At 61.1% G+C, this 21,872-nt stretch carries 16 protein-coding genes and 2 pseudogenes; 9 read left to right on the plus strand and 9 right to left on the minus strand.

The window, feature by feature from the left end:
- Positions 1-2: 2 nt before the first annotated feature.
- The 7 genes from BMI01S_RS20440 to BMI01S_RS20470 form a co-directional block, all read right to left on the minus strand.
- Positions 3-560: a toxin co-regulated pilus biosynthesis Q family protein gene (locus BMI01S_RS20440; protein WP_154671317.1), complete on the minus strand. Its 558-nt coding sequence runs from the start codon at positions 558-560 to the stop codon at positions 3-5.
- A gap of 110 nt (positions 561-670) precedes the next feature.
- Positions 671-1,087 (minus strand): lytic transglycosylase domain-containing protein, encoded by a 417-nt coding sequence (locus BMI01S_RS20445; protein WP_028231571.1) that lies wholly within the window; start codon positions 1,085-1,087, stop codon positions 671-673.
- Complete coding sequence (locus tag BMI01S_RS20450) at positions 1,087-2,343, minus strand: TrbG/VirB9 family P-type conjugative transfer protein (RefSeq protein WP_028231570.1); 1,257 nt, start codon at positions 2,341-2,343, stop codon at positions 1,087-1,089. Before BMI01S_RS20450 ends, BMI01S_RS20445 begins: the two co-directional genes overlap by 1 nt.
- Positions 2,340-3,146: a transglycosylase SLT domain-containing protein gene (locus tag BMI01S_RS20455; RefSeq protein WP_028231569.1), complete on the minus strand. Its 807-nt coding sequence runs from the start codon at positions 3,144-3,146 to the stop codon at positions 2,340-2,342. Before BMI01S_RS20455 ends, BMI01S_RS20450 begins: the two co-directional genes overlap by 4 nt.
- 7 nt (positions 3,147-3,153) lie before the next feature.
- Positions 3,154-4,422 (minus strand): TraB/TrbI/VirB10 family type IV secretion system protein, encoded by a 1,269-nt coding sequence (locus tag BMI01S_RS20460; protein WP_028231568.1) that lies wholly within the window; start codon positions 4,420-4,422, stop codon positions 3,154-3,156.
- Positions 4,423-4,425: 3 nt separating this feature from the next.
- A complete protein-coding gene (locus BMI01S_RS20465; protein WP_036045517.1) occupies positions 4,426-5,292 on the minus strand; it encodes a TrbG/VirB9 family P-type conjugative transfer protein in 867 nt (288 codons plus the stop codon).
- A complete protein-coding gene (locus tag BMI01S_RS20470) occupies positions 5,289-5,993 on the minus strand; it encodes a VirB8 family type IV secretion system protein (protein WP_028231566.1) in 705 nt (234 codons plus the stop codon). Before BMI01S_RS20470 ends, BMI01S_RS20465 begins: the two co-directional genes overlap by 4 nt.
- Positions 5,994-6,596: 603 nt before the next feature.
- On the opposite strand from BMI01S_RS20470, the gene BMI01S_RS20475 reads away from it, so the two are divergent.
- The 6 genes from BMI01S_RS20475 to BMI01S_RS20500 all read left to right on the plus strand — a co-directional run bounded on the left by BMI01S_RS20475 (position 6,597) and on the right by BMI01S_RS20500 (position 12,138).
- The gene (locus BMI01S_RS20475) at positions 6,597-7,688 is read left to right on the plus strand and encodes a ParA family protein (RefSeq protein WP_036045514.1); all 1,092 of its coding nucleotides are present in this window, start codon (positions 6,597-6,599) and stop codon (positions 7,686-7,688) included.
- Positions 7,689-7,753: 65 nt separating this feature from the next.
- Entirely contained in the window at positions 7,754-8,365 is a 612-nt protein-coding gene (locus tag BMI01S_RS20480; RefSeq protein WP_028231564.1) for a hypothetical protein, read from the plus strand.
- A 585-nt stretch (positions 8,366-8,950) separates the two neighbouring features.
- A complete protein-coding gene (locus BMI01S_RS20485) occupies positions 8,951-9,535 on the plus strand; it encodes a hypothetical protein (RefSeq protein WP_042290326.1) in 585 nt (194 codons plus the stop codon).
- Positions 9,536-9,633: 98 nt separating this feature from the next.
- Complete coding sequence (locus tag BMI01S_RS20490; protein WP_042290327.1) at positions 9,634-11,067, plus strand: DDE-type integrase/transposase/recombinase; 1,434 nt, start codon at positions 9,634-9,636, stop codon at positions 11,065-11,067.
- A complete protein-coding gene (locus BMI01S_RS20495) occupies positions 11,064-11,921 on the plus strand; it encodes an ExeA family protein (RefSeq protein ID WP_042290329.1) in 858 nt (285 codons plus the stop codon). The genes BMI01S_RS20490 and BMI01S_RS20495 overlap by 4 nt, the downstream gene beginning before the upstream one ends.
- A 1-nt stretch (position 11,922) precedes the next feature.
- Positions 11,923-12,138 carry a hypothetical protein gene (locus BMI01S_RS20500; RefSeq protein ID WP_028231560.1) on the plus strand — a complete coding sequence of 72 codons (216 nt, stop codon included), beginning with the start codon at positions 11,923-11,925 and terminating at the stop codon, positions 12,136-12,138.
- Between the two features lie 92 nt (positions 12,139-12,230).
- Here BMI01S_RS20500 and BMI01S_RS39165 read toward each other — a convergent pair.
- Positions 12,231-13,001 (minus strand): annotated as a pseudogene (locus BMI01S_RS39165) (IS5 family transposase).
- Positions 13,002-14,553: 1,552 nt separating this feature from the next.
- Here BMI01S_RS39165 and BMI01S_RS20505 point away from each other — a divergent pair.
- Positions 14,554-19,998 carry an AAA family ATPase gene (locus tag BMI01S_RS20505; protein ID WP_028231559.1) on the plus strand — a complete coding sequence of 1,815 codons (5,445 nt, stop codon included), beginning with the start codon at positions 14,554-14,556 and terminating at the stop codon, positions 19,996-19,998.
- Between the two features lie 154 nt (positions 19,999-20,152).
- Positions 20,153-20,462: pseudogene (locus tag BMI01S_RS42000) on the plus strand (IS3 family transposase); the annotation flags it as partial.
- Positions 20,463-20,989: 527 nt separating this feature from the next.
- Here BMI01S_RS42000 and BMI01S_RS40935 read toward each other — a convergent pair.
- A complete protein-coding gene (locus tag BMI01S_RS40935) occupies positions 20,990-21,355 on the minus strand; it encodes a hypothetical protein (RefSeq protein ID WP_154671313.1) in 366 nt (121 codons plus the stop codon).
- A gap of 17 nt (positions 21,356-21,372) precedes the next feature.
- Here BMI01S_RS40935 and BMI01S_RS20510 point away from each other — a divergent pair.
- Positions 21,373-21,872, plus strand: a 500-nt coding sequence (locus BMI01S_RS20510; protein ID WP_036045544.1) for an IS5/IS1182 family transposase, incomplete at its 3' end; no start/stop codon positions are given.

The raw sequence follows: 21,872 nt of genomic DNA on the forward strand, positions 1-21,872 counted from the left end.
GGTCAGTCCTTGCAGTTGGCCGCGCGGGCGATCACGCGAATGACGTTGTTGGTGTGCTCGCACACGCGTGAGGGCGTGCGCATGTGGTCGGTCGCCTGCATGACCTGCGTGAGCACCGAACGGAAGTCGCCGCTGAACGTCGCGTTGAATTCGACCGGCAGGTCATCGCCGATCTTCCACGCAAGCTGCCAGCCCTGCGTCTGCAACCAGCGGTCGAGTGCGTTGCGCAGGTTGGTGTCTTGCGGCGTGATCGTGAAGGACATCGTGCCCACAGGCTCGCCGCCTGCCGCAGCGGGGGGGACCACCACCGTCATAGCGTCCGGCGAAACCTGAGCCGAAGCTTGCGGCGTGGCCGGCGTGATCGGTGCAGCGGAAGCCAGGACCGTCGGCGCGGCTGGCGCCTGGCTGGACACGGGAGCAGCCGCCGGTTGCTGAGCGGGCGCAGCAGCGCCCGTGCTTGCCGCGCTCGGTGCGGCCGGCGCTGAAGGAGCGCTACCGCTGCCGAGCAGTTGCCAGCCATCGCCTGCGGGCGCCGGAACCTTCGACTGATCGGGTTGCATGGCAGCGACCGCCATGGATACGGCGCTACCGAGCGCCAGTGCAAGCAGGGCCTGCACAATGGTCCGGACACGCGGACCGGAATCCTTGGGGAAGTGATTTCTCATGGTTTTCAGTGGCCCTGAAGGCGTCGGTAGATCGAATTGGCGTAGACAAGCTGGCGTGAGCTCGACGTCGCGTTATAGGCGCCGACAGCTTTCCAGGTTGGCCCGAACTGGCGGAAGTTCGAGGCGAGAATCCACGTGCCCACGTAGGCGTTCACGCAGCCGTTGAAAAGGTGCTCGCGGCGGATGCCATAGCGGGCGAGCGCAGGCAGCCACGAGCTATTGATCTGCATGAGACCAATATCCTCGCTGCCGTTGGCATTGACGTTGATCGCACCCGCACGCATGCCCGACTCCTGCTGCGCGATGGCGCGCACGAGTCGCGCGCTAATATGCCGGTAGGCAGCCGCATCGTCGATGCAGTCAGCGCGCGCGATCGCCGGAACCGCCGCGAGCGCCAATACGGGAAGGAGTACATAACGCATCACGAGGTCGCTCCCGCACGCTCGAAGTACTTCACGTCGTGCCGGCGCAGCACGCTCACGGTCTGACCATCGGCCGTGACGATGAACTGCTCCGAGGTGCCGTTAAATTTGTAGAAACGGCCTTTCTGTTCGCCCGAGCCCAGGTGATGTACGTCAGCGACGGTCACGTTGATGACGCTTGGCGCGAACTTGAAGAACGTCTCGCCCTTCTCGTCGAACACCGCTTCCAGATGCGCGCTGTTGCCAACGGGGAAGTCGTACACCGTGCCCGCGCTGCGAGCGACCTCGACGTGGTGCGCCTCGTCCGAGACGATGAAGCGTTCCGCACGGTCGATGGTCATGACGCCGGTGTCCGCATCCCACTTCGGGTGCAGCGACACGCCATCGGTCGAGACGAACTTCAGGTCCTTCGGCCTGGCGGGAAAGCGGATCTGCGTGTGCGTGTCGTCGCCATCGCGGATCGCATTTGCGCCGAAGTACGTTGCGAGGAGTGACTGCGCGGGCGGCACTGCCGCGACAGCGTCCGGGGCCGCCGGGGCAGAAGCCGCCGCAACCACCGTCGGGTCGGCATGCGTCACCGTTGCTGCGGCGTAGGCGAGTGCGCCGGACTTTTCAACGTCGCGACGCAGGCGCACATGGCGCGCGTCGAAATCGACATCCGCGTAGAGGCCTGTCTGCGCCATGAGCCGGTCGAGCGCCTGCATCCAGTTCTCGCCCTGCCGCGTCTCGAAGCGGTCCGGGGCGGTGAGATCGACATCCTTCTGCGCCGATCCGCTCCAGCCCTGCGGCACCAGCGCCTTGACGATCGAGGCGACCGGCATGGTAGCGCTCACCGTGCGCACGGCCTCCAGCGTTCCGCGCTCGCCCACGAGCGAGAGGCGGCCGCTAAAGCCGGAAAACGCTACAGGCTGGTCGTCGCCAGAGCCTGGCACCGTGCCATGTCCGCCGATAAACGTGTTGGCCCGCTTCCAGCTCGCCACGGCAGTATGTCCGGCGACGCTGTACTGGAGCATGGCAGGTGTGCCGACCACGACCATGTACGGCCCTTCGGCGTGTCCACCGGCTACCGTGATGACCTGTCCGGCACGCGGCTGGATATAGGTCTTCGAGCCGTCGTTGAAGACGAGCGCCGGACGCTCGGCGATGCCGCCCGCGATCTCGTAGTCGAAATCAAAGGGATCGGTATTGGCAGCCAGAGCGAGGTGTGCTGCGCTGAATGCGCACAAGGTCGCGAACGTAAGAAGACTGCGCGTCATAGGCCAGCCTGGATCTGGTTGAGGTGATGCGCGAAGCGCGCGAGGTAAGCACTGCCCGGCACCGGGTTGGCGCTGTGGTAGTACGCGATGGCCTTCGCGACCGAGTGCGTACGGCTGTAGTTCTCGTTGAGGATCGCTTCCGCAACATGAATGTTCGTTGCGGGCGCAAGCGCATCCCATGGCGAGGCGAAGCGCTGCCGGTGAGCGCACCAATGGATCTGCATGACCCCTACGTCAAAGTCGCAACGGCCCGCCGCAAGAAGGGCGCGCATTGCGCCGTACGCATCCTGGCGGGAACGGAAGTAGTAGCCACGCCCTGCGACATTCAGCGTCCACGGCCACGCGCGCCCGTGGTAGGCGGTTTCGTTCAGTGCGATGCCGGCCAGCACCTTGGGATCAACGCTCGTGTGCATCAGGACGAAGAGCGTCTCGGCCTTCGCGCACGCCCAGCCGCCCCGGCCTTCGGCGATCGCCGCCTGTGCGTCGTCATCGAGCTGCCCGGGTTGCAGCCAGCCGCTGCGCACCATGAGCCCGGCGAGCGAGACCACATGCGAATCGACCGGCACGGTGATGCCCTGTGCCGGCGTGCTCGCCACGGTCTGGCCAACGAGGCGCGAAGCCCATGTGTGAAACGGCGCAAGCCCGCAGTAGAGGACGGGCGCGCCGTCGAGCGACGCGACCTCGCGCGCGTCGTGCGAGGCCAGCACGAACGAGTCTGGGCTGATGACCTGCTCGATGGTCGCGCCGTGCGCTGCCACACTTGCCGCGACCGACAACAGGACTGGAGCCATGAACCGAACCATGACGCGCCTAGCCACGGTACGGCTCCAGGTGGATGTCGCGGTTCACCTTGATCATGAAGCGCTGACCAGGCTTGATCGTGATCGTCGGCGGAATGTTCTCGTAGCGGTTGAGGATCGACTGTGAGGTCTGTGCCGCGACCTGCCCCGCCGTGTTACCCACTTGCGTGACGCCCAACGGACCGGTCGTGGTCGAAGTCGTATCGCTGGTGAAGTGGTTCAGCAGGATCGCGGTCAGGAAGGACGCACCGAAGATCTTTAGAAAGTGGTTATTCACGTCGCCCGAAAACCCGGCGTAGCCGTTCTGGTCCGCGCCCTCCGAGCCATAGAGCGGAACCTGCTTGCCGTTGGGCAGGCGCAGCTCCGTCGCCGCGACGAGAATGCTTTCCTGGCCTACCTTGATGTCGCTCTGGTAAGGGGCGGTGATCATCGAGCCCTTGGGTATCATCAGGCAGTTGCCCGTCACGCTGTCGTAGACGTCCTGCTCGACCATGAGCGCTGCGGTACCCGGACGATCTGAGTTCTCGCCCTCCATGACCAGCACGCCGATGTGATGCGGCGGCGAAAGCGTGCAGGACTGAGCCTGCCCAACGAAACCAGCGCTCAGGAAGCCCTCACCCGAGGCGGACTGTGCCTTGGCGTCCTTGAGGAAATCGAGATCGCGCTGTGCCGACGACGCACGGGCGTTGCCCTGCCCTACCGCCGCCGCGAGCGCCCCGGCTTGCGCGGCGGCCTGGCCTGCCGCCGCCTGCTGCGCGGCAAGCTGCTGCACTGCCATCTGCTGGGGCGTCATGATCCCGTTGGCGGCGTTGTTCTGGGAAACCGCCTGCTCCTTGACCTTGAGGCCCGGAATGAAAATCGGCGAGGCGTAGAGACTGTCCTGCTTCGCGCTGGCCGCCAGGTTCCCGTTGTTCGACTCACGCTCGTACTGGTCCAGCGACAGCGCCGGCTTCGTTGAGACGGGCTGGGCGTCCGATGCGGCGGCAGCTTCGCGGCGCGCCTTTTGCTCGGCTGCGCGGGCGCGCGCCTGCTGGTCGGCAATGATCCGGTCGATATCGTCGCTGGCAGGTGCATGATCCACCGACGCGGCGGTCTTCGCGGCCTTGTCCTCCTTCGCCTGTTCGGCCGCACGGGCGCTTACCTTCGACTGGTAATAGAAGCCCATCGCCCCGATGGCGAGCGCGAAGATGAGACCCACCGCCATGAGCGCGTTGCGCGGCGACTTGCCCTTGACCACGCGCTCCTGATCCGCGGTTACCCCCTGGCTCTGGCTCGACATGGCTCAGAACCCGAAGATGCCGGGACGACGGCGTGTGACGGTGACCTCGTCGTCGCCCGCGCGCAGCACGATCCGGTCGGCCATCTGCTGGACAACGATGTACTGCCCGCGACGGATGAAATTCGGGCTCACGTCGTCGCCGTGGTCCTTGACGATGGGCACCGCGAACGGCGCGCCCGCGGGCAGCCGCAGCCACACGAACCTGCCGTCGTCAAAGACCGTCTCGGGCCTGAACGCTGCAGAGCCGTCGACCTTGTAGTCGAAATTGAGCTTGTCGGGCGGCACGCCAAGAGGTCCCGAATCGGTCCCGCCGCCGTTCCCGCTCACCGCACCATCCGCGCCGTCGGCATCGCCGCGCGCGCGCACCTTTACCATCAGCGATTGGCCATAGTGAAAGCGCACGCTCTGATAGAAAAGGCCACCCAGCGGCGACGACACCAGCGTCATGTCGTACTCGCGCAGGTTCGTCGTCAGGTGCAGCGTGTTCACCAGCCCCGGCCTGACCGGCTTGATGAACACGTGGTTTGCGCCGTCCGTGTCGATGAGCCAGCTCACCGAATCGCCCATGGCGGGTTCGGCAATAAGCTTCTCGCCCGGCGCGAACTCGATGGTGGTGTTCTTGGCCGGTGCGGTGATGATGCGAAAGATCTGGTCGCGGCTGTAGCTGAACACGACGATGCGCGCGTCGTTGGGCATCGTGACCGGATCGGTGCCGGAGTTGTACGGGTTCACCGGACTCATCGGGTCGCCCATGATCGAGCCAACGTCGAGGGCGGCTGCGCCGGAAGCGGCCCGCGAAGCGCCGAGGGCGGAACCGGACAGTGCGAGCGCAACCACGAGCGCCAGAGCGCGGGGGGCCTGGATCGTCATACCGTTTTCTGGAGAGTGAAGAACGGGAAGAAGATCCCGAACGGGTTGGTTCCCACGGCTTCGTCCGAGCTGGCCGGCACGATCTGGTAGCGCAGCGTGAGCGCATAGCGTTGCACGACGGGCTTGTCCGAGGGGAACTGCGTGGTGGAGGTGGAGAATTCAACGACGACCGTCGAGTCGTCAAGCACGGAAACACTGCTGACCGTCACCTCGCGCACGAGCTTCGGGTTGGTGAGGATCGACTGGAACGGCGCGTCCTGGTGCAGCCAGTCGCCGAACTGGTTTCTGGCGTTGCCTGTCATCTGAGCCTTGACGGCATTGATGTTGCGCGCGAGGCGCGAGCCCTCGATCGTCGGCGTCAGGACCGGCTCAATGGTGAACCAGCGCTGGACCGAGTCAGCGACGGACGAGCGCAGCGCAAGGTCGTCGGGCTTGTAGGCGGCGAGCTGCTTCATGAGAGGACGGCCACCCGCATCGGCGGCAATGCCGTAGGTCTTGACGACCGACGGCGGCGGCTGGCGCGTCCACACTGCCCCGCCGGCGATAAACGCGAGCACGAAGCAGAAGGTCTTCCAGTGGTTGGCCTCGACACGCAGGCGAGTGCCGCGATCGAAAATGATCTTTTCGGGATCTTCCTCGGAATACCCTCCCGGTGCAGGCGAAAGGGCAACATCTTTGCGGGAACGACGGAACAGGGACATGACGCGCGCGGACAGATTGGCTTGCGTCGATTGAAACAGTCCGGCACCTCCTCCTTCGGGGCAAAAGGGAAGCTATTTTGCATACCATTGCGGGCGGCCATCGACCGCGGCCTATCTCGTGCAGGCGCCTGCACGTCTTTTCCTGGAAAGCTGCACTTTTTGTTGAGCTTTTACCCCCCTCGGCGCGTCGAATCCCCGACATAGTGTTGACCACGTCTGCGTAACCAATTTCACACGTCAAGCGCGGGGCTGCCTAACCGCAAAAACCTTGCGAATCAGTGCATTGCGTCAACCGGTACCCTGAAAAACGGTCACTTTCGTGCAGGCGCCTGCACGCACCTTTGCATTTAATGAGAATGTTGGTGCCAAGGGCCCGCACAAGACCATCAATTACAAGCGTTTCCGCATCAATATGTCTATTGTTTTCATTTCAGTTGGTTCGTTGGGGAACTGTTCGCTATTTCCATTACAGCCTGAGTGCATCATAACAGCCATCCAATGTTAGCTTTTTTCCTCCATGAATCGACAAATCTTTGCAAAACAACGTTCTTTGTGCCCATAATCAGGGAACCTTAGAAACGTCCACGAAGGGGGGCCGGGATCTTGGATATCAAGCCGTATAAGGTTCAGGCGGTTGCGCAACTGCTTGGAACTAGCACCGTCAACGTTCGTCGTATGCTCGATGAATCCGGTATCGATGTCGTGCGTCAGGAGCACGGCCCCAAGACTCGGATCTTTTCAGCGGAGAACATCTTCGATCTCGCTCGCCACCAGGCAACGAGAAAAACAAAAGATCGACGTGGCGATAGGAAACAAGTCGTCGCAACCGTGTACGCGCCGAAAAGGGTCGTCGGGAAAACAACGCTGACTGGCAACCTTGCGTTGTGCTTTGGTCTTCGCGGATTGCGTACCCTTAGCATCGATCTCGACTTGCAGGCCGATCTGACCTTGAGCTTCGGTTACAACGCCGATCTCACACCTGACGAGGCAGTCGAGACGGGCGTTCCTCGATCGCGCCTCGTCGAATACCACTTTGGCAACTTGATGCCAAACTGGCCCATGGGTCGCCGCACGCTACCCGAAGTCGCTAAGAAACCGTACGGGGAAAACGGCCCGCATCTCGTCCCTGCGGATGTCACGCTCGATCGACTTGATGCGATGTTGAGCTACGAAGACCAAGACCAGAAAAACCCCGCCCGCGACCGGATGCTCGCGCAGCTCCTGCAAGACGGTCGAGTAAAGAAGGACCCACACTTCGACACTTCCGAATACGACATCGTGCTTTTCGATGCGCCTGCGTCGACGACCCGCATTACGCGGTGTGCTTTGCTCGCATCTGACTTCGTGATCTGCCCGGTTTCGATGGAGCACAATTCCAGCAAGGGGCTTTCTTACCTTTCGAGTGTGTTGACGCAAATGCACGATCAGTTCGGAAGAAGTCCTGAAGTCATCATCGTGGCAAATTTCTTCGATTCAGCCAGCATCCACGTAATGACGCAGTTGAGCACGATCATGCAAACGCACAAGCAGTCACTTCTGCAATGCTGGATTCGCCGCAGCGGGGACTTCCCTAAAGCGATCGATCACGTGAGCGACTCTCCACTGGTTTTGTCAAAGCCCAGTTGTAGCGCAACGTCGGATTTAATGGATTGCGCGCATGCGCTTCTCGCCCGCATGGGGATGAGGAATGCCTAAAGCCGGCGATCTAACTCCATAGAGCCCGATGGGCGCCGCGGTCACGAACAACGAATCCACCCACGATGATCGAATCGATAACTTCCAAGTCAATTCCGAACAAGGCGACTGCGAAGGCTGTTCATGCCGGTCTGATCGCAGGACGCGCGTCCCCTTACGAATTCGGCGTCTTCTATCGGACAATGCTGACACAGGGTTTGTGGCGATCGCAAACGAGCATCGCCAAGGATCTCGGCCTCTCGCGGGCCCACGTTACTAAAACTCTATCTATTGCTCGCATTCCGCCCACCGTCGTTGCGCTATTAGGTGGACCTGCGCGAATTTCTTTTCGAGTCGGACCTCTAATACTTTCAGCCATTGACACCGTCGGAGAGGACGGCGTTGCAGCTAGGGCGCGAACCGCGAAAGACCTGGGGTATGCTTCAATCGAGGATGTGCTCGAGTACGTCTTGACGAACAGGTTGCCGGAGCCACGCGAAAAGAGCGCCGTTCGGATAAGGCTGACGCGCGACAGGAAAGCGTTGCGGATCGAGACACCGATCGCGATCAGGCTATTGCGGGACGTTGGAAAACTGGAAGACTACATGGCGCTCGCTTTCGCGATGTTCGAGGCATCGATGCAGGCCGAGGCTAAAGAGATGCTTCGACGGCGGAACGCAGCGATCCCGCACGCGTAACGGAGAGAGATTAGCCATCACCCCGGACAAAGCTCAAATGCTAGCCGGGAAGTACGGCTAACGGTGCGCAGCCAGCGGGAATTGTCATGCCTCAGAACAGTGAACGCCTATGGTTCGGCTCGGCAGCTCGATTAGGTGAAGACCTATGGGGCACCCAATGTTCAACGTATTCCATCGCTGCGCCGGGCTGCACCCGAATCGGGGCCGGTAGACACCCATGGTTCGAGACCGCGGGTCAGTGTTCTGTCCCAGAAATGACTACAAGGGCTCCCCCGTTGAGCGCAAGCACCCTACGTGGCTTTCTGTTCGAATCAGCGTTGCCGGCGTCGTGTGAGAAGGTGAAGGACTGCGGTACTACAACCGGGCAGGTCGGACGCCTTAGAGACGGTTTCATACAGACCGTTGAGCTCGTCGCAAGGTATTCCAGCAAATCAGGCAACAGTGAGCATGAGCACGCAAGTCGATGGGGATTCGGGGCGTTTTGAGCGGCTTGCGTGATGTAGCGGAGGGGATCTCCCTCAGGCATCTTGCACAAACGACGCCCAGGGGAGAGTCTCGCGTTTTCCAAGACCCGAGACCTTTGCAGTGTGCCACACGAGTGCCCGTAATCCCGACTTCTATCGCCTGCTGCTGCGCATCGATCAAGACTTCGCCGAGCAGACCCGCTCGCAGCGCTGCCGCTGCTGCAGCGGCGTTCTGCACAGCGCCCGCTATCCCCGCAAACCGCGCGGCCTTGCCCGCGAAGCCCGTGCCGAGTGCGGCGATTTCCGGTACAGCTTCTGCTGCGCCGAGTGCCGCCGTCGCACCACACCGTTCTCCGTACGCTTTCTTGGCCGCCGCGTCTACGTTGCCGCGATCATGGTCGTCGTCAGTGCCACGCGCGCGAGCGCCGGCACGGCCGCAGCGATGCGCCAGCTCGACGCGCTGGGCGTGCCGCGCGCAACGATCGCGCGATGGCAGCAGTGGTGGCAGACCGACTTCGTCAGCACGCCGTTCTGGACGCTTGGGCGGGCGGCATTCGTGCCACCCGTCGAGACTGCGCATGCACCCGCAAGCCTGCTCGAGCGCTTCGCTGCGGCGTCACAGCCTGAGCCACTGCTGTGCCTGCTGCGATGGCTCTCGCCGCTTACCAGCGGCAGCGCCATGAGCACCGTGCGTGAGGGTCGGTAGCCGCCCGCAGAACTTCTCGCTCGCCCCCTCCGGATAGCGCTTGTAGTCTCGCCTCTCCCCTGAATCGCGGCGCGGTACGCCGCATCTTTGGAGAACGTATGACTGAACTTCACGATTCATCCGTGCTGGATCGTTGGGCGCGCCTGCGCTTTGCGATCATCGGCCCCTTGCTTGCAGCACCGCCCGAGTCGGGGCAACTGCGCGAACTCGTCACCGCGCTGGCCGCCAGACGCTGGCGTCATCCCGTCACTGGCGACGATATCCAGTTCGGCCGCTCGACCATCGAGCGATGGTTCTATCAGGCCCGCAAGGCGCCACACGATCCGGTGGCGAGGTTGCGCAACCGCAAGCGCCCCAGCGGCGTCGGCGCAAGCCTGTCGCCGCAGACGGTACAGGCGATCCGCACGCAGTACCGGGACCATCCCGGCTGGACCTGCCAGTTGCACTTCGACAACCTCAAGGTCACGCTCGGGACGGCGAACCTGCCGTCGTACACGACCGTGCGCCGTTACATGCGTGCGCAGGGCCTGTTCCGGGAACGCCAGCCCCGGCACACGAGCGCCGGCGCGATGCTCGCGCGTGAGCGTCTCGAGAAGCTCGAGGTCCGCAGCTTCGAGGTCGAGCACATCAACGCGCTCTGGCATCTCGATTTCCATCACGGCTCGCGCAAGCTGCTCACGAGTGACGGTGAATGGATCACGCCGATGCTGCTATGCGTGATCGATGACCGCTCGCGCGTCGTCTGTCACGCGCAATGGTTTCTCGACGAGACGGCTCGCAGCCTGATCCACGGACTTGCGCAGGCGTTCCAGCGCCGGGTGCTGCCGCGCGCGCTGATGACCGACAACGGTGCGGCAATGCTGGCCGAGGAGACAACCGCTGGGCTGCTCGCGCTCGGCGTGCTGCACCAGACGACGTTGCCATATTCTCCGTACCAGAACGCGAAGCAGGAAACGTTCTGGGCACGCATCGAGGGGCGCGTGATGGCCATGCTCGAAGGCGAGCCCAATCTCACGCTCGAACTGCTCAATCAGGCCACCCACGCCTGGATCGAGCGCGAGTATCACCACGCGCATCATTCCGAGATCGGCGGCACGCCGCTCAAGCGCTACCTGGCGGGCCCTGATGTGAGGCGTGAGTGCCCGCCGAGCGACGCGCTGCGCGGCGCATTCCGTATTGACGTCACGCGAACCCAGCGGCGTTCGGACGGCACAGTCAGCCTGGCCGGCACTCGCCTCGAGATCCCCTCGGCGTACCGGCACCTGCAGCGCGTGCGCCTGCGCTACGCGCGCTGGGACCTGAGCCGCGTCGATCTGGTTGACGCCGACGGTGACACGGTTCTATGCCCGCTGCGCCCACTGGACAAGGCCGCCAATGCCGACGGCCAGCGCCGTCGCCTTGATGCCGTCAATGTCGAGCCGCCGGCCAGTGCGCCCGGCATCGCACCGCTGCTGCGCCAGATGCTGGCCGAGCATGCGGCGACCGGCCTGCCGCCGGCCTGGATTCCCGCCAAGTGGCAGGAGGGGGCATGAGCCAGCGTCTGCAAGCCCTCTATGGCCTGAAGTGGAACCCGTTCTCACCGGAGCTACCGCTTGAGGCGCTGTACGTGCCGCCGCGCATCGAGAACTTCTGCTGGCGCATTGAGAACGCGCTCGTGCGCGAAGGCGGCTTCGCGATGATCCACGGCGAGCCCGGCACCGGCAAGAGCGTCGTCATGCGCGTGCTGGCCGAGAAGCTCGAGCGGTTCACCGATCTGATGGTCGTCTCGATCAATCACCCGCAAAGCAGTCTCGCCGACTTCTATCGCGAGATGGGCGACATCTTCAATCTGGAGCTCAAGGCACACAACCGCTGGGGCGGCTTCCGGTCGCTGCGCGAGCGGTGGCTATCACATCTGCAGAGCACGCGCCGACGTCCGACCCTGTTGATTGACGAGGCCCAGGAGATGAGTGCCGGCGTGCTCAACGAACTGCGGCTCATGGCCAGTGCGCGCTTCGATTCGCAGCCGCTGCTGTGCGTGGTGCTCGCCGGCGACACGCGCCTGACCGACAAGCTGCGGCGCGACGAACTGCTGCCGCTGGGCAGCCGCATCCGCTCGCGTCTGGCGACCGAGAAGGCCACGGTGGATGACCTGCTGGCCTGCCTCGATCATCTGCTCGCGAGCGCCGGCGCCCCGCAGCTGATGACGCCGACGCTGCGCCACACGCTGTGCGAACATGCGCTGGGCAACTACCGCGTGCTCACCACGCTTGCCAACGATCTGCTCGCCACCGCCGCGCAGCGGGAATTGACCGAACTCGACGAGAAGCTGTACTTCGAGGTCTTTGCCCCGTCAACGCCATCCTCGCGCCGAACGCCCGCACGTCAACCCAATGGAGCCCGATGACATGTCCCGTAAAACATCACCTCACAAACCCGATGCAGCCCGACGCCTGCCGTTGCCCGAGCTCTCCGACGAAGCCGCGTACATGATGCAGTTCTTCATCGAAGACTTCTATCTCTGGTTCAGCCGCGCCTACGCCACCCAGATCCGGCGCTACCGTGAGCCGTGGTACCGCGGTCCGACGCAACCGCCGCATCAGGTCGTCGACGAGCCGTTCTGAAACAACAACGGGGGCTTCATCACCCCCGTTTTACTTCGTGCCTTGAACATCATTTAGCTTGCCTATTGCCCCATCGATTTACGTGCTCACGCTCAACAGCCGAGTTTGAGGAACGCTTCATGAATGTCGGTGCGACGTTCAAAGCGAATACGTAGACGGCGGAAATGATGCAGCCAAGCATGAGTACTTTCGACGACCCAACGGACTTTTCCAGGGCCACTACCGTGCGGCTGACCACACCGCGCGATACTGGCGGGATGTTGCGCTCGTGAAGGATGCGTCGGTATTTGTCGTGGTCGTAACCGCGGTCGGTGTAGACGCGGGCAGGACGGCTCAGAGGCCGTCCACGCACGCCGCCGATCGGCACGATGGCCTCGATCAGCGGAACCGGTTGGGTGACGTCGTTACGATTGGCGCCGGTCAGGTTTGCCGTGATCGGCGTTCCGTTGGCGTCGGTGGCGATGTGGCGCTTCGAACCGGGTCGCGCTCGATCGGTGGGGTTCGGGCCAGTTTTTCGCCCACCCCAATCGCACGATTCGACGATGAGTCGACGACCACGCGGGAGAAGTCGATCTTCTCGGCCGCTCGTAGTTTCGCCAGCAGCACTGCATGCAGTCGATCCCACACGCCGGCTTGCTGCCAATCACGCAGACTGCGCCAACAACTTACGCCTGAGCCGCATCCCATTTCGGATGGTAAGTCGCGCCAACGAACGCCCGTCTTCAGCACAAACAAGATGCCCGTCAAAGCCGCGCGGTCCGCCACTGCCTTGCGAGCGGGACACTTGAAGCGGCGCGGCTTTGGCGGAGGTAGCAGTGGTTCGATCAGTGCCACCGTTCGTCATCAATGATTGGCTTACCCATCTCCCTGCCCTGTCTGTCACGACGGCCAAGGTTAACAGGATGCTGAAAAAGTTAACAGCCGCCATGGGATCTTTTTGAAACCGTCTCTAAAGGCCCGCTTCCGAAGCGTCAATCGCTTGCATTGCCGGATCTTCGTCTCTACCAGTCCTGTCGCAGCACTCAGGCACGAGCGTTCGCCAGCTATTTGAATCGCCTATAACGTCGACGATATCGAGGTGGCACCGATCATCAGCCGCTACGTCGCATCGCTTTGCCGGTTCACCCAGATCATTCGGATGCCATCCTGCTAACACCAAACGCCGTGTCGGGAAACGATTTGAAGCAGACGGATTTGATTGCGGCTCCGTCTTCCAATGCACTATTGGAACAGCAACGCCTGCAGGTCAGGACGCCCGAAACGCATCCATTACCGAACGCGCCACCGTGTTTGTCCATCATCTGATCGCGGACCTCAAGCCGACACATGACTGGCATCCAGCACAAGGTAGCGCGGGCGACGAGCTTTGCACTGCGTGCAACGTCTGGTTGATTGATTTTGAATACAACTGGGAAATTACGGCGCTACAGTGTGGCATCGCTTACATCGCGGATGAACGCGAGGCGCCTCGTCCGATTAACCTCGGGAGATCCCTGTGAGAAGAATCCCGCTCGCCATCGCAGCCGCGATGTCATTGGTCGGTCATGTTTACGCGCAAAGCCGTTCTCTGCCGGTGCAGCGCATTTAAACGTGAGCAGCGTGACGCCGTATGGCGGCGTCGATGCCGGATTCGCCTGTAAGACAATTCTGGGGCCGAGTTTCTTTCTGGAAATCAATACGCAATGCGAAGGTCTGAGGAACTTCTTAAATATGGCTTGATTTAATCCTGAAACCAAGTACTCGGAAAGCAGACTAACCGGCCTTTATTACCCTGTCGCAACGGCGTGAGATCCACGGAACGTGAGCAAGAGGAGGTTTGCGGATACTTATCCCGCACTGACGTTACTGCCGGTTTGGCGGGCTCTCCGTGTTGGACAAAGCCCTCCGGCAGCTTAGCGTGAGTGTCCCGGCGAAACGCTTTGTGCCTTGTCGAATAGGGGGGCGGAATGGGCTATGGAACGGTTTTGCCGAGGTTGTTGAGTTACTTTCCGTCCCTTAAATCGAGCAAAAAGACCATGAGCAGCGAATTCTTGAGCCCCCGTCGACTTCTATGGCTGCGAGGAACTAGTGCCTGGCACCGATACTCGAGAGTTGGGCACTGGCCGTGGTGGAACTGACGTCGCGCGACTGCATCAGCGCAAACAACGGACGGGGATATCGGCTGACCGCAATCAACCCATCCATCAGCATGAGACAGGTACTTTGTAACGGATTTCCTTCTCATTGCGACGGTGCGATACAGTTGCTATTCGCGGCCCCTTGTCGCATTTCGGACAAGTGCTGCCGTATATGTGATGACACCGAGCGCACGCGCTTCGCTCGCAGCTTTCGCACGTTCCAGGCAGAATCGACAGACGAATAGGCCCTGCTCCCTTGGTAGCACTAAGGGTGAAGCCTCATATTGAATGGCGGCAGATGAACTCTCCACACGGCTCCGACACGGGCTCAAGTGTCCACATCATGTGGGAGGATGAAGAACGCACGTTCTGCCGCGTGCGGTCCCCTCGCGGTACCGGCAGTGTGCTGGTTGTGCGTACCGCCGACGAAAATCACTCAACCGCCCTCATGGAGCGCCTCACTCACGAGTTCGCGCTGAAGGAGCAGCTCGACGGTACATGGGCAGTGCGCCCCATCAAGTTGGTACGCGAAGACGCACGGATGACGCTTGTGCTCGAAGATCCGGGTGGCGAGCCACTCGAGCGACTGATGGGTGTGCCTGTCAGCGTGGAAAAGGTCTTGTGCCTCGCCGTCGACATCGCCTCGACGTTGGGGAAGCTTCATCAGTGCGGTATCGTTCACAAGGACCTCAAGCCAGCTCATATTTTGGTTAGCTGTACAGACGGTCAGACGCGGCTCACTGGATTTGGTATCGCTTCGCGGCTGCCTCGCGAGCGGCAATTACCACAGCCGCCCGAAACGATCGCCGGCACTCTCGCGTATATGGCGCCCGAGCAAACCGGGCGAATGAATCGCTCGACCGATTCGCGCAGCGACCTCTATGCATTCGGAGTCATCCTCTATCAATTGTTCACGGGAGCTTTGCCTTTCACGGCCACCGAGCCCATGGAATGGGTGCATTGTCACATTGCCCGGAAAGCTGTGCCGCCGCGCGCGCGCTCAGATATGATTCCACCCACCGTCTCGGAACTCGTCATGAAGCTGCTCGCGAAGACCCCCGAGGAGCGTTATCAGACTGCGGCGGGTGTCGAGCGTGACCTGCGCCGATGCCTTACCGAATGGCAACGTCAAGGCCACATCAATGACTTCTTGCTTGGCGAATACGACATGCCCGACCGCCTCCAGATCCCCGAGAAGCTGTACGGGAGACAGAGTGAGGTCGACTCCCTGACGGCTGCGTTCGAACGGGTGGTCAGCACCGGGACGCCTGAACTCGTGCTGGTTTCCGGTTATTCGGGGATCGGCAAGTCCGCAGTCGTCAGTGAACTGCATAAGGCACTGGTGCCATTACGCGGCCTCTTCGCATCAGGCAAATTCGACCAGTACAAGCGAGACATACCGTATTCGACCCCCGTGCAGGCTTTTCAGGGCTTGGTGCGGTCGCTCCTCGGCAAGCCAGACACGGAACTCGCAATCTGGCGCGACACGTTGGTCAGGGCGCTTGGTCCAGATGCGAAGCTCGTGACCGACCTAATCCCAGAGTTAAAGCTCGTCATCGGTGACACATCGCCAGTCCCTGAGCTTGAGCCTAACCAGGCGCGGCGCCGCTTCGAACGCGTCTTCCAGCGCTTTATGGGTGTTTTTGCACAAAAAGAGCATCCGTTGGTACTCTTTCTCGACGATCTGCAATGGGTCGACACCGCGACGCTCGATTTGCTCGACAATCTTCTCACACGCTCGGGTCTTCAGTACCTCATGCTGATCGGCGCCTATCGAAGCAATGAGGTGAATGTCGGCCATCCACTGCCGCGCAAGCTAGAGATGTTAAGGGTGGCAGAAGCACGGCTGGACGAAATCGCTCTCGCGCCACTCACTCGTGAGTATGTTGCGCAGCTTATCGTCGAAGCCCTTCATTGCGAGCCAATACGTGCAGCACCGCTTGCACAGCTCGTGCATGAGAAGACAGCGGGTAACCCTTTTTTCGTCATCCAGTTCCTGCATGCGCTCGCCGATGCCTATCTGATTAGCTTCGACCATGATACGGCATGCTGGTGCTGGGATCTGCCTCGCATCCGCGACAAAGGGTACGCCGACAATGTGGTGGACCTGATGGTCGCGAAACTGGCGCGTCTGCCTTCGGAAACGCAGCGCGCGTTGCAGCAACTCGCCTGCCTTGGCAACACCGCCTCGCTTGCAATGCTCAGGAAGGTTCTTGGCGTCTCAACGCAGGGAATCAGGGCGCTGCTGCTACCGGCAGTTGAGCAGGAGCTGGTCGGGCAAGTGAAAGATATATACGCGTTTGTGCACGACCGGGTACAGGAAGCCGCCTATTCACTGATTCCAGGTGAATTGCGTGCAGACACTCATCTGCGTATCGGGCGGCTGCTCGCGGCACAAACTCCCGCAGACAAACGGGAAGAGGCAATCTTCGAGATCGTAAGTCAGCTCAATCGTGGCGCGGAGCTGGTGACCAGCAGGCAGGAACGCGAACAACTGGCCGGCTTCAACCTAATCGCCGGCAAGCGAGCCAAGGCGTCAACGGCCTATGCGTCGGCGCTCTCTTATCTCGCAGCCGGTTCGGAGCTCCTCACGGACGACTGCTGGGACTGCGGGCACGAACTGATTTTCGGGCTGGAGTTGAACCGGGCCGAATGTGAATTCCTCACTGGGCGGCTTACGGACGCACGAGTGCGGCTCGCCACGCTATCCCGCCGGGCGACAACCACCGTCGAACAGGCGCTGGTCGCGTGTCTGCGAATGGATGTCTACCTGACGCTCGACCGGAGCGATCGCGCTGTCGACGTCTGTCTCCAACACCTCCGGGAAGTCGGTATCGAGTGGTTAGCGCACCCGCAAGAAAGCGACGTACAGCGGGAATACGAAAACATCCGCTCACTGCTTGCTGGCCGGCCTATCGAGGCGCTCATCGATTTACCATTGATGACGGACCCAGCGTCCCTTTCGGTGGCCGATGTACTGAGCAAGCTGCTGCGACCAGCCTGGTTTTTCGACGCGAAGCTTGCGGCTCTAGCCATATGCAAATTGATCAGCCTTAGTCTACAACATGGCAATTGCGACGCGTCGTGTTTTGCGTATGTTATGTTCTCTAGGGTTGCTGGACCACGCTTTGGCGATTATCACTTCGGGATCCGGTTTGGCCAACTCGGATTTGATCTCGTCGAGCGCCGCGGACTCAAACGTTTCGAGGCAGTGACGTATCTCTGCTTCGCGCTCTACGTCGTGCGCTGGACGAAACATGTTCGCTTTAGCAGCGAGGTGCTGCGCGACGCGTTTGAGGCAGCTGCCAGGACCGGCGACCTTCCGTCCGGCGCATATACGTGTTGCCATATCATTTCGGACCACCTTTTCGCTGGTGATCCGTTGATCGATGTGCAGCGCGAGGCTGAACAGGGCCTTGCTTTTTCCATGAAGTCACGTTTCGGCCTTGTCGTAGATAACCTCTCCACACAACTCGCGCTGATTCGGATGCTCCGCGGCTCTACACTGAAGTTTGGTCGCTTCGACTATGACGAATTCAACGAGCTTCGTACCGAGCAGCATTTGTGCGGTAACCCAGCACTCGCGACTGCAGCGTGCTGGTACTGGGTCCGAAAGCTGCAAGGGCATTACCTTTCTGGCGATCATGTAGCCGCCGTTAACGCGGCATCGGTAGTTCAGCAGCTACTCTGGAGCTCCTCGTCACACCTGGAGGAATGCGAGTACCACTTCTACGGCGCGCTCGCCCTGGCCGCACATTATGACCATGCACCAGCCGACGAGCGACGGCGGTACCTCGATGCCATCTATGCACATTGCCGGCAACTGGAGTTATGGGCGAATCAGTGCCCGGCGAATTTTGACAACCGCGCCGCGCTACTGCGCGCCGAGATCGCGCGCCTAGAATGCCGTGACGTCGACGCTATGCGGCTCTACGACGAGGGCATCCGCCTGGCGCGTGCCAACGGCTTTGTACAGAACGAAGCGCTTGCCAACGAACTCGCATCCAAATTCTACGCGGCACGCGATTTTGTCAAGATTGCCCGCGCTTATATGCTGGACGCTCGCCGCAGTTACCGACGCTGGGGCGCTGAAGGCAAGGTGCGCCAACTCGACGAACAGTTCCCGCATCTCATGGACGAAGACCGAGTGCCCGGGCCAGGCAACACGATCGGCGCGCCGGTCGAACATCTCGACCTTGCTACCGTGATCAAAGTATCGCAGGCAGTTTCAGGAGAAGTCGTTCTTGACAGGCTGATCGACACAATCATGCGCACGGCAATCGAACAAGCGGGAGCACAGCGGGGGTTGCTGGTTCTTTCGCATTCTGGCGAGCATTGGGTCGCAGCAGAAGTCAGGACGGAGGACGACAAACCTTGCGTGCAACTGCGCAATGCGCGGGTGAGCGCGAGCGTGATACCCGAGTCGATCTTCTACCATGTACTGCGTACCAACGAGAGCGTCATTCTCGACGATGCGGTGAGCGAGACCACATTCGCTACGGATCCTCATATCCGGGAGCATCACACCCGCTCCGTTCTCTGCCTGCCGTTGATGAATCAGGCTAAGCTCACCGGCGTCCTGTACCTCGAAAACAATTTGACCACCCGCGCTTTTACGTCGACCCGTATTGCGATACTCCGACTCCTCGCCTCCCAGGCAGCGACTTCTATCGATAACACCCGGCTTTATCGGGACCTGGCAGAACGCGAGGCCAGAATCAGGCGGCTCGTTGACGCCAATATCATAGGCATTATCGTTTGGAACGACGAAGGCGACGTCTTCGAAGCCAACGACGCCTTTTTGCGCATGGTGGGATACGAGCGCGAGGATGTGGTGTCCGGTCGCCTGAGCTGGAGGGATCTGACGCCCTCGGATTGGCGCGAGAACAGCGAACGGGCTCTGGCACAGCTCAGGCATGACGGATGTGTTCCACCAACCGAGAAAGAGTACACTCGGATGGATGGCACTCGAGTGCCGGTCCTGGTCGGCCGGGCCGCGTTCGACGCGAGTGGAAAGGAAGGCGTTGCTTTCGTCATTGACCTGACCGAGCGCAAGGAAGCAGAACAACGCTTGCGTGAGTCCTACGAAATGCTACGTGAACTAACCTCATATCGCGAGACGGCTCGCGAAGAAGAGCGCAAGCACATTGCGCGGGAAATGCACGACGAACTTGGGCAACACCTCACTGCCCTTCGCCTTAGGGCGTCGGTATTGCGCATGCGCCTCGGCGATGATCGCCCGGAATTGGTTGAGCAAACCCAAGCGCTGATTTCGCTTGTAGACGAAACGATGCAGGTCGTAAGGAGCGTTATCACGTCTCTACGTCCAGCGGCACTCGATACCGGGATTGCGACTGGGCTCGAGTGGCTCGCTGCGGAGTTTAACCGCAACTGCCGAACAATCTGCCACCTCCACTTGCAATACGAGGATATCGTCGTCAGCGAGGATCGCGCTATCGTCCTGTTTCGCCTCGTCCAGGAGGCGCTAACCAACGTCGCCCGTCACGCGGCGGCCCGTCAGGTGATCGTTACGTTGGGACGAGCGCCGGACGGGTGTGTCCTGGAAGTGTGTGACGACGGACAAGGATTCGATGTCCGTGCAACCAGAAAGAGATCGTTCGGACTGGCGGGAATGGAAGAGCGTGTTCTGATGCTTGGCGGGGAGATCGAGATCATCAGTTCGCCGGGAGCCGGTACCACAATCAAAGTCAGAATTCCGGGAGATCCGGCGGTACCGATATAAGTGTGCCAAGGCAAAGGTGCGCCGAGACGCCGATCAGCAAGGGGAGCGAGCAATCAGGGTCACCCCGATTCCGGGGATAGAACGAGGCGCATTGGACGGATGCAACCGCTGATCTTTGCCCTACTGCTCGCAGATGTGTTTCGCTCGAACCCTTGAAAACATCATCAACCGGGATTTCCAGGCGGCAGCCCCGAATGAGAAGTGGCTGACTGACCGAGTTCCAGATGCCGGCTGGCAGGGTGTATCTCTCACCCTAATCGACTGTTTCGATGGGTTGGTCATCAGCTTGTCGATAGGTAGGCGTCCGGATGCTGATCATGTGAATACTATGCTGGATGCAGCGATGCAGCCATCGAGACGGTGGCCAATAGCAACGAGCGGTCTGTCGTCCACTCTGGTCGCGGTGCTCGCCATCGCCCGCGGGGCTCTCCCGCATGAGCGACGCGAAGCTGACTCGCTCGATGTAGCGCAAAGGGTGCTCTGCCGATAATGCGCCGGTTCGGCCGAGTGCGCCGATAAAGTCGCGGCGTCGCGGCTCTGGCCACCACCGATCTGATTCCCGAGTACGCCCCAACCAGCGCGCCGACCACGGTTCCGGTAATGCCCGAAGTACCCATCGCGGTACTGAGAAGCCAGACGCTTGAGATCCTGCCGTAAGCTGTTGCGGCGGAGGCGGCGGCGGCGGCGGCGGCGCACAGGTTGCTGCACAGTGCCCGGTTGCGCGTAGGCGAGCTGGCTACACGCAGGCGCTGCATACTGACCCTGGTAGCCTTGCTGCGGGCCACAAGGCGCGTAGCCTCGGTCAACGCATGCTGACAACGAAAGACTCGCTCCAAAGACAAGGCGCGGCGGTGAGGCCGGACTTGGTCGAAAGAGTAGTATCACGGTATGGTTTCGGGCCCGTGCGCCCCAATGCTCTCAACTTAAGCCCCGGAAGTGCTTGTATAAAGGCGTAGGACCTGTAAACTTCACACCATAACTTCCTGATAAATCAACGATATGAACTCAAATACCGGCGTCTTCCCGACTTCTGGCTGAGTTCTCCGATTTCCTGTTCGATCCAGCGCTCGCTGAGCGCGTGCGCCGTACTCCCACCGCCTTTACCCGCAATCGCACGCTTACATTGCCGCGCATGGCCGCGATGATGATATCGGCCATGTGTACTAGCGTGCAGGCCGAACTCGACAGCCTGTTTGGCACGCTCGGCGAGCACGGCGGGCGCACCCGCGCCGTCACTGCGCAGGCCTTCAGTAGTCGGCCCTGAAAAACTCGAAGCGCCTTGCGCAGCAAGGGTTTGAAGCTGATAGTTGTTGATGCATTTGCAGGAACCTGGCAGATTATGGGTTGTTTCCTGCAAATTCTGTCGAGGTCTGGATGGGTCCGAAGACAGCGGTGAGCGAAGGCGATTTGTTCCGGCATCCTCTGCGCGAGCAGATCAACCTGAAGCATCCACTGGTGCGTCTGGCCGATCTGATCAACTGGGATGGATTGAATGCGTCGATGAGCGCGAGCTTCGTCTCACGCAAGGGTCGACCGGCCAGCTCACCGAGGCTGATTGCTGGCTTGTTGTATCTCCAGCATGCGTTCGATCTGTCGGATGAGGAAGTGGTCTGGCAATGGGTGGAGAACCCGTATTGGCAGGTCTTCACCGGCGAAACATTTTTACAGACCGAGCCGCCGATCGATCCGTCGAGCCTGACGCGCTGGCGCAAGCGCCTGGGTGAAGCCGGAGTTGAGGAGTTGCTGGCCGAGACGATCGAAGCGGCAAAGCGCGCGGGCGTGATCAAGGCCTCAAGCGCGAAGCGTGTAATTGTCGACACGACGGTCATGCAAAAGGCGATCGCCCATCCAACCGATTCTCGCCTGCTCGAGCG

Origin of the sequence: Paraburkholderia mimosarum LMG 23256 = NBRC 106338 (assembly GCF_000739815.1) — a bacterium.
GTDB lineage: Bacteria > Pseudomonadota > Gammaproteobacteria > Burkholderiales > Burkholderiaceae > Paraburkholderia > Paraburkholderia mimosarum.

Excerpts from the sequence above, each read along its gene's own strand:
- BMI01S_RS20440 (WP_154671317.1), bottom strand. The coding sequence starts at position 560 with ATGCAACCCGATCAGTCGAAGGTTCCGGCGCCCGCAGGCGATGGCTGG.
- BMI01S_RS20445 (WP_028231571.1), bottom strand. The coding sequence starts at position 1,087 with ATGCGTTATGTACTCCTTCCCGTATTGGCGCTCGCGGCGGTTCCGGCG.
- BMI01S_RS20450 (WP_028231570.1), bottom strand. The coding sequence starts at position 2,343 with ATGACGCGCAGTCTTCTTACGTTCGCGACCTTGTGCGCATTCAGCGCA.
- BMI01S_RS20455 (WP_028231569.1), bottom strand. The coding sequence starts at position 3,146 with ATGGTTCGGTTCATGGCTCCAGTCCTGTTGTCGGTCGCGGCAAGTGTG.
- BMI01S_RS20460 (WP_028231568.1), bottom strand. The coding sequence starts at position 4,422 with ATGTCGAGCCAGAGCCAGGGGGTAACCGCGGATCAGGAGCGCGTGGTC.
- BMI01S_RS20465 (WP_036045517.1), bottom strand. The coding sequence starts at position 5,292 with ATGACGATCCAGGCCCCCCGCGCTCTGGCGCTCGTGGTTGCGCTCGCA.
- BMI01S_RS20470 (WP_028231566.1), bottom strand. The coding sequence starts at position 5,993 with ATGTCCCTGTTCCGTCGTTCCCGCAAAGATGTTGCCCTTTCGCCTGCA.
- BMI01S_RS20480 (WP_028231564.1), top strand. The coding sequence starts at position 7,754 with ATGATCGAATCGATAACTTCCAAGTCAATTCCGAACAAGGCGACTGCG.
- BMI01S_RS20490 (WP_042290327.1), top strand. The coding sequence starts at position 9,634 with ATGACTGAACTTCACGATTCATCCGTGCTGGATCGTTGGGCGCGCCTG.
- BMI01S_RS20495 (WP_042290329.1), top strand. The coding sequence starts at position 11,064 with ATGAGCCAGCGTCTGCAAGCCCTCTATGGCCTGAAGTGGAACCCGTTC.
- BMI01S_RS20500 (WP_028231560.1), top strand. The coding sequence starts at position 11,923 with ATGTCCCGTAAAACATCACCTCACAAACCCGATGCAGCCCGACGCCTG.
- BMI01S_RS20505 (WP_028231559.1), top strand. The coding sequence starts at position 14,554 with ATGAACTCTCCACACGGCTCCGACACGGGCTCAAGTGTCCACATCATG.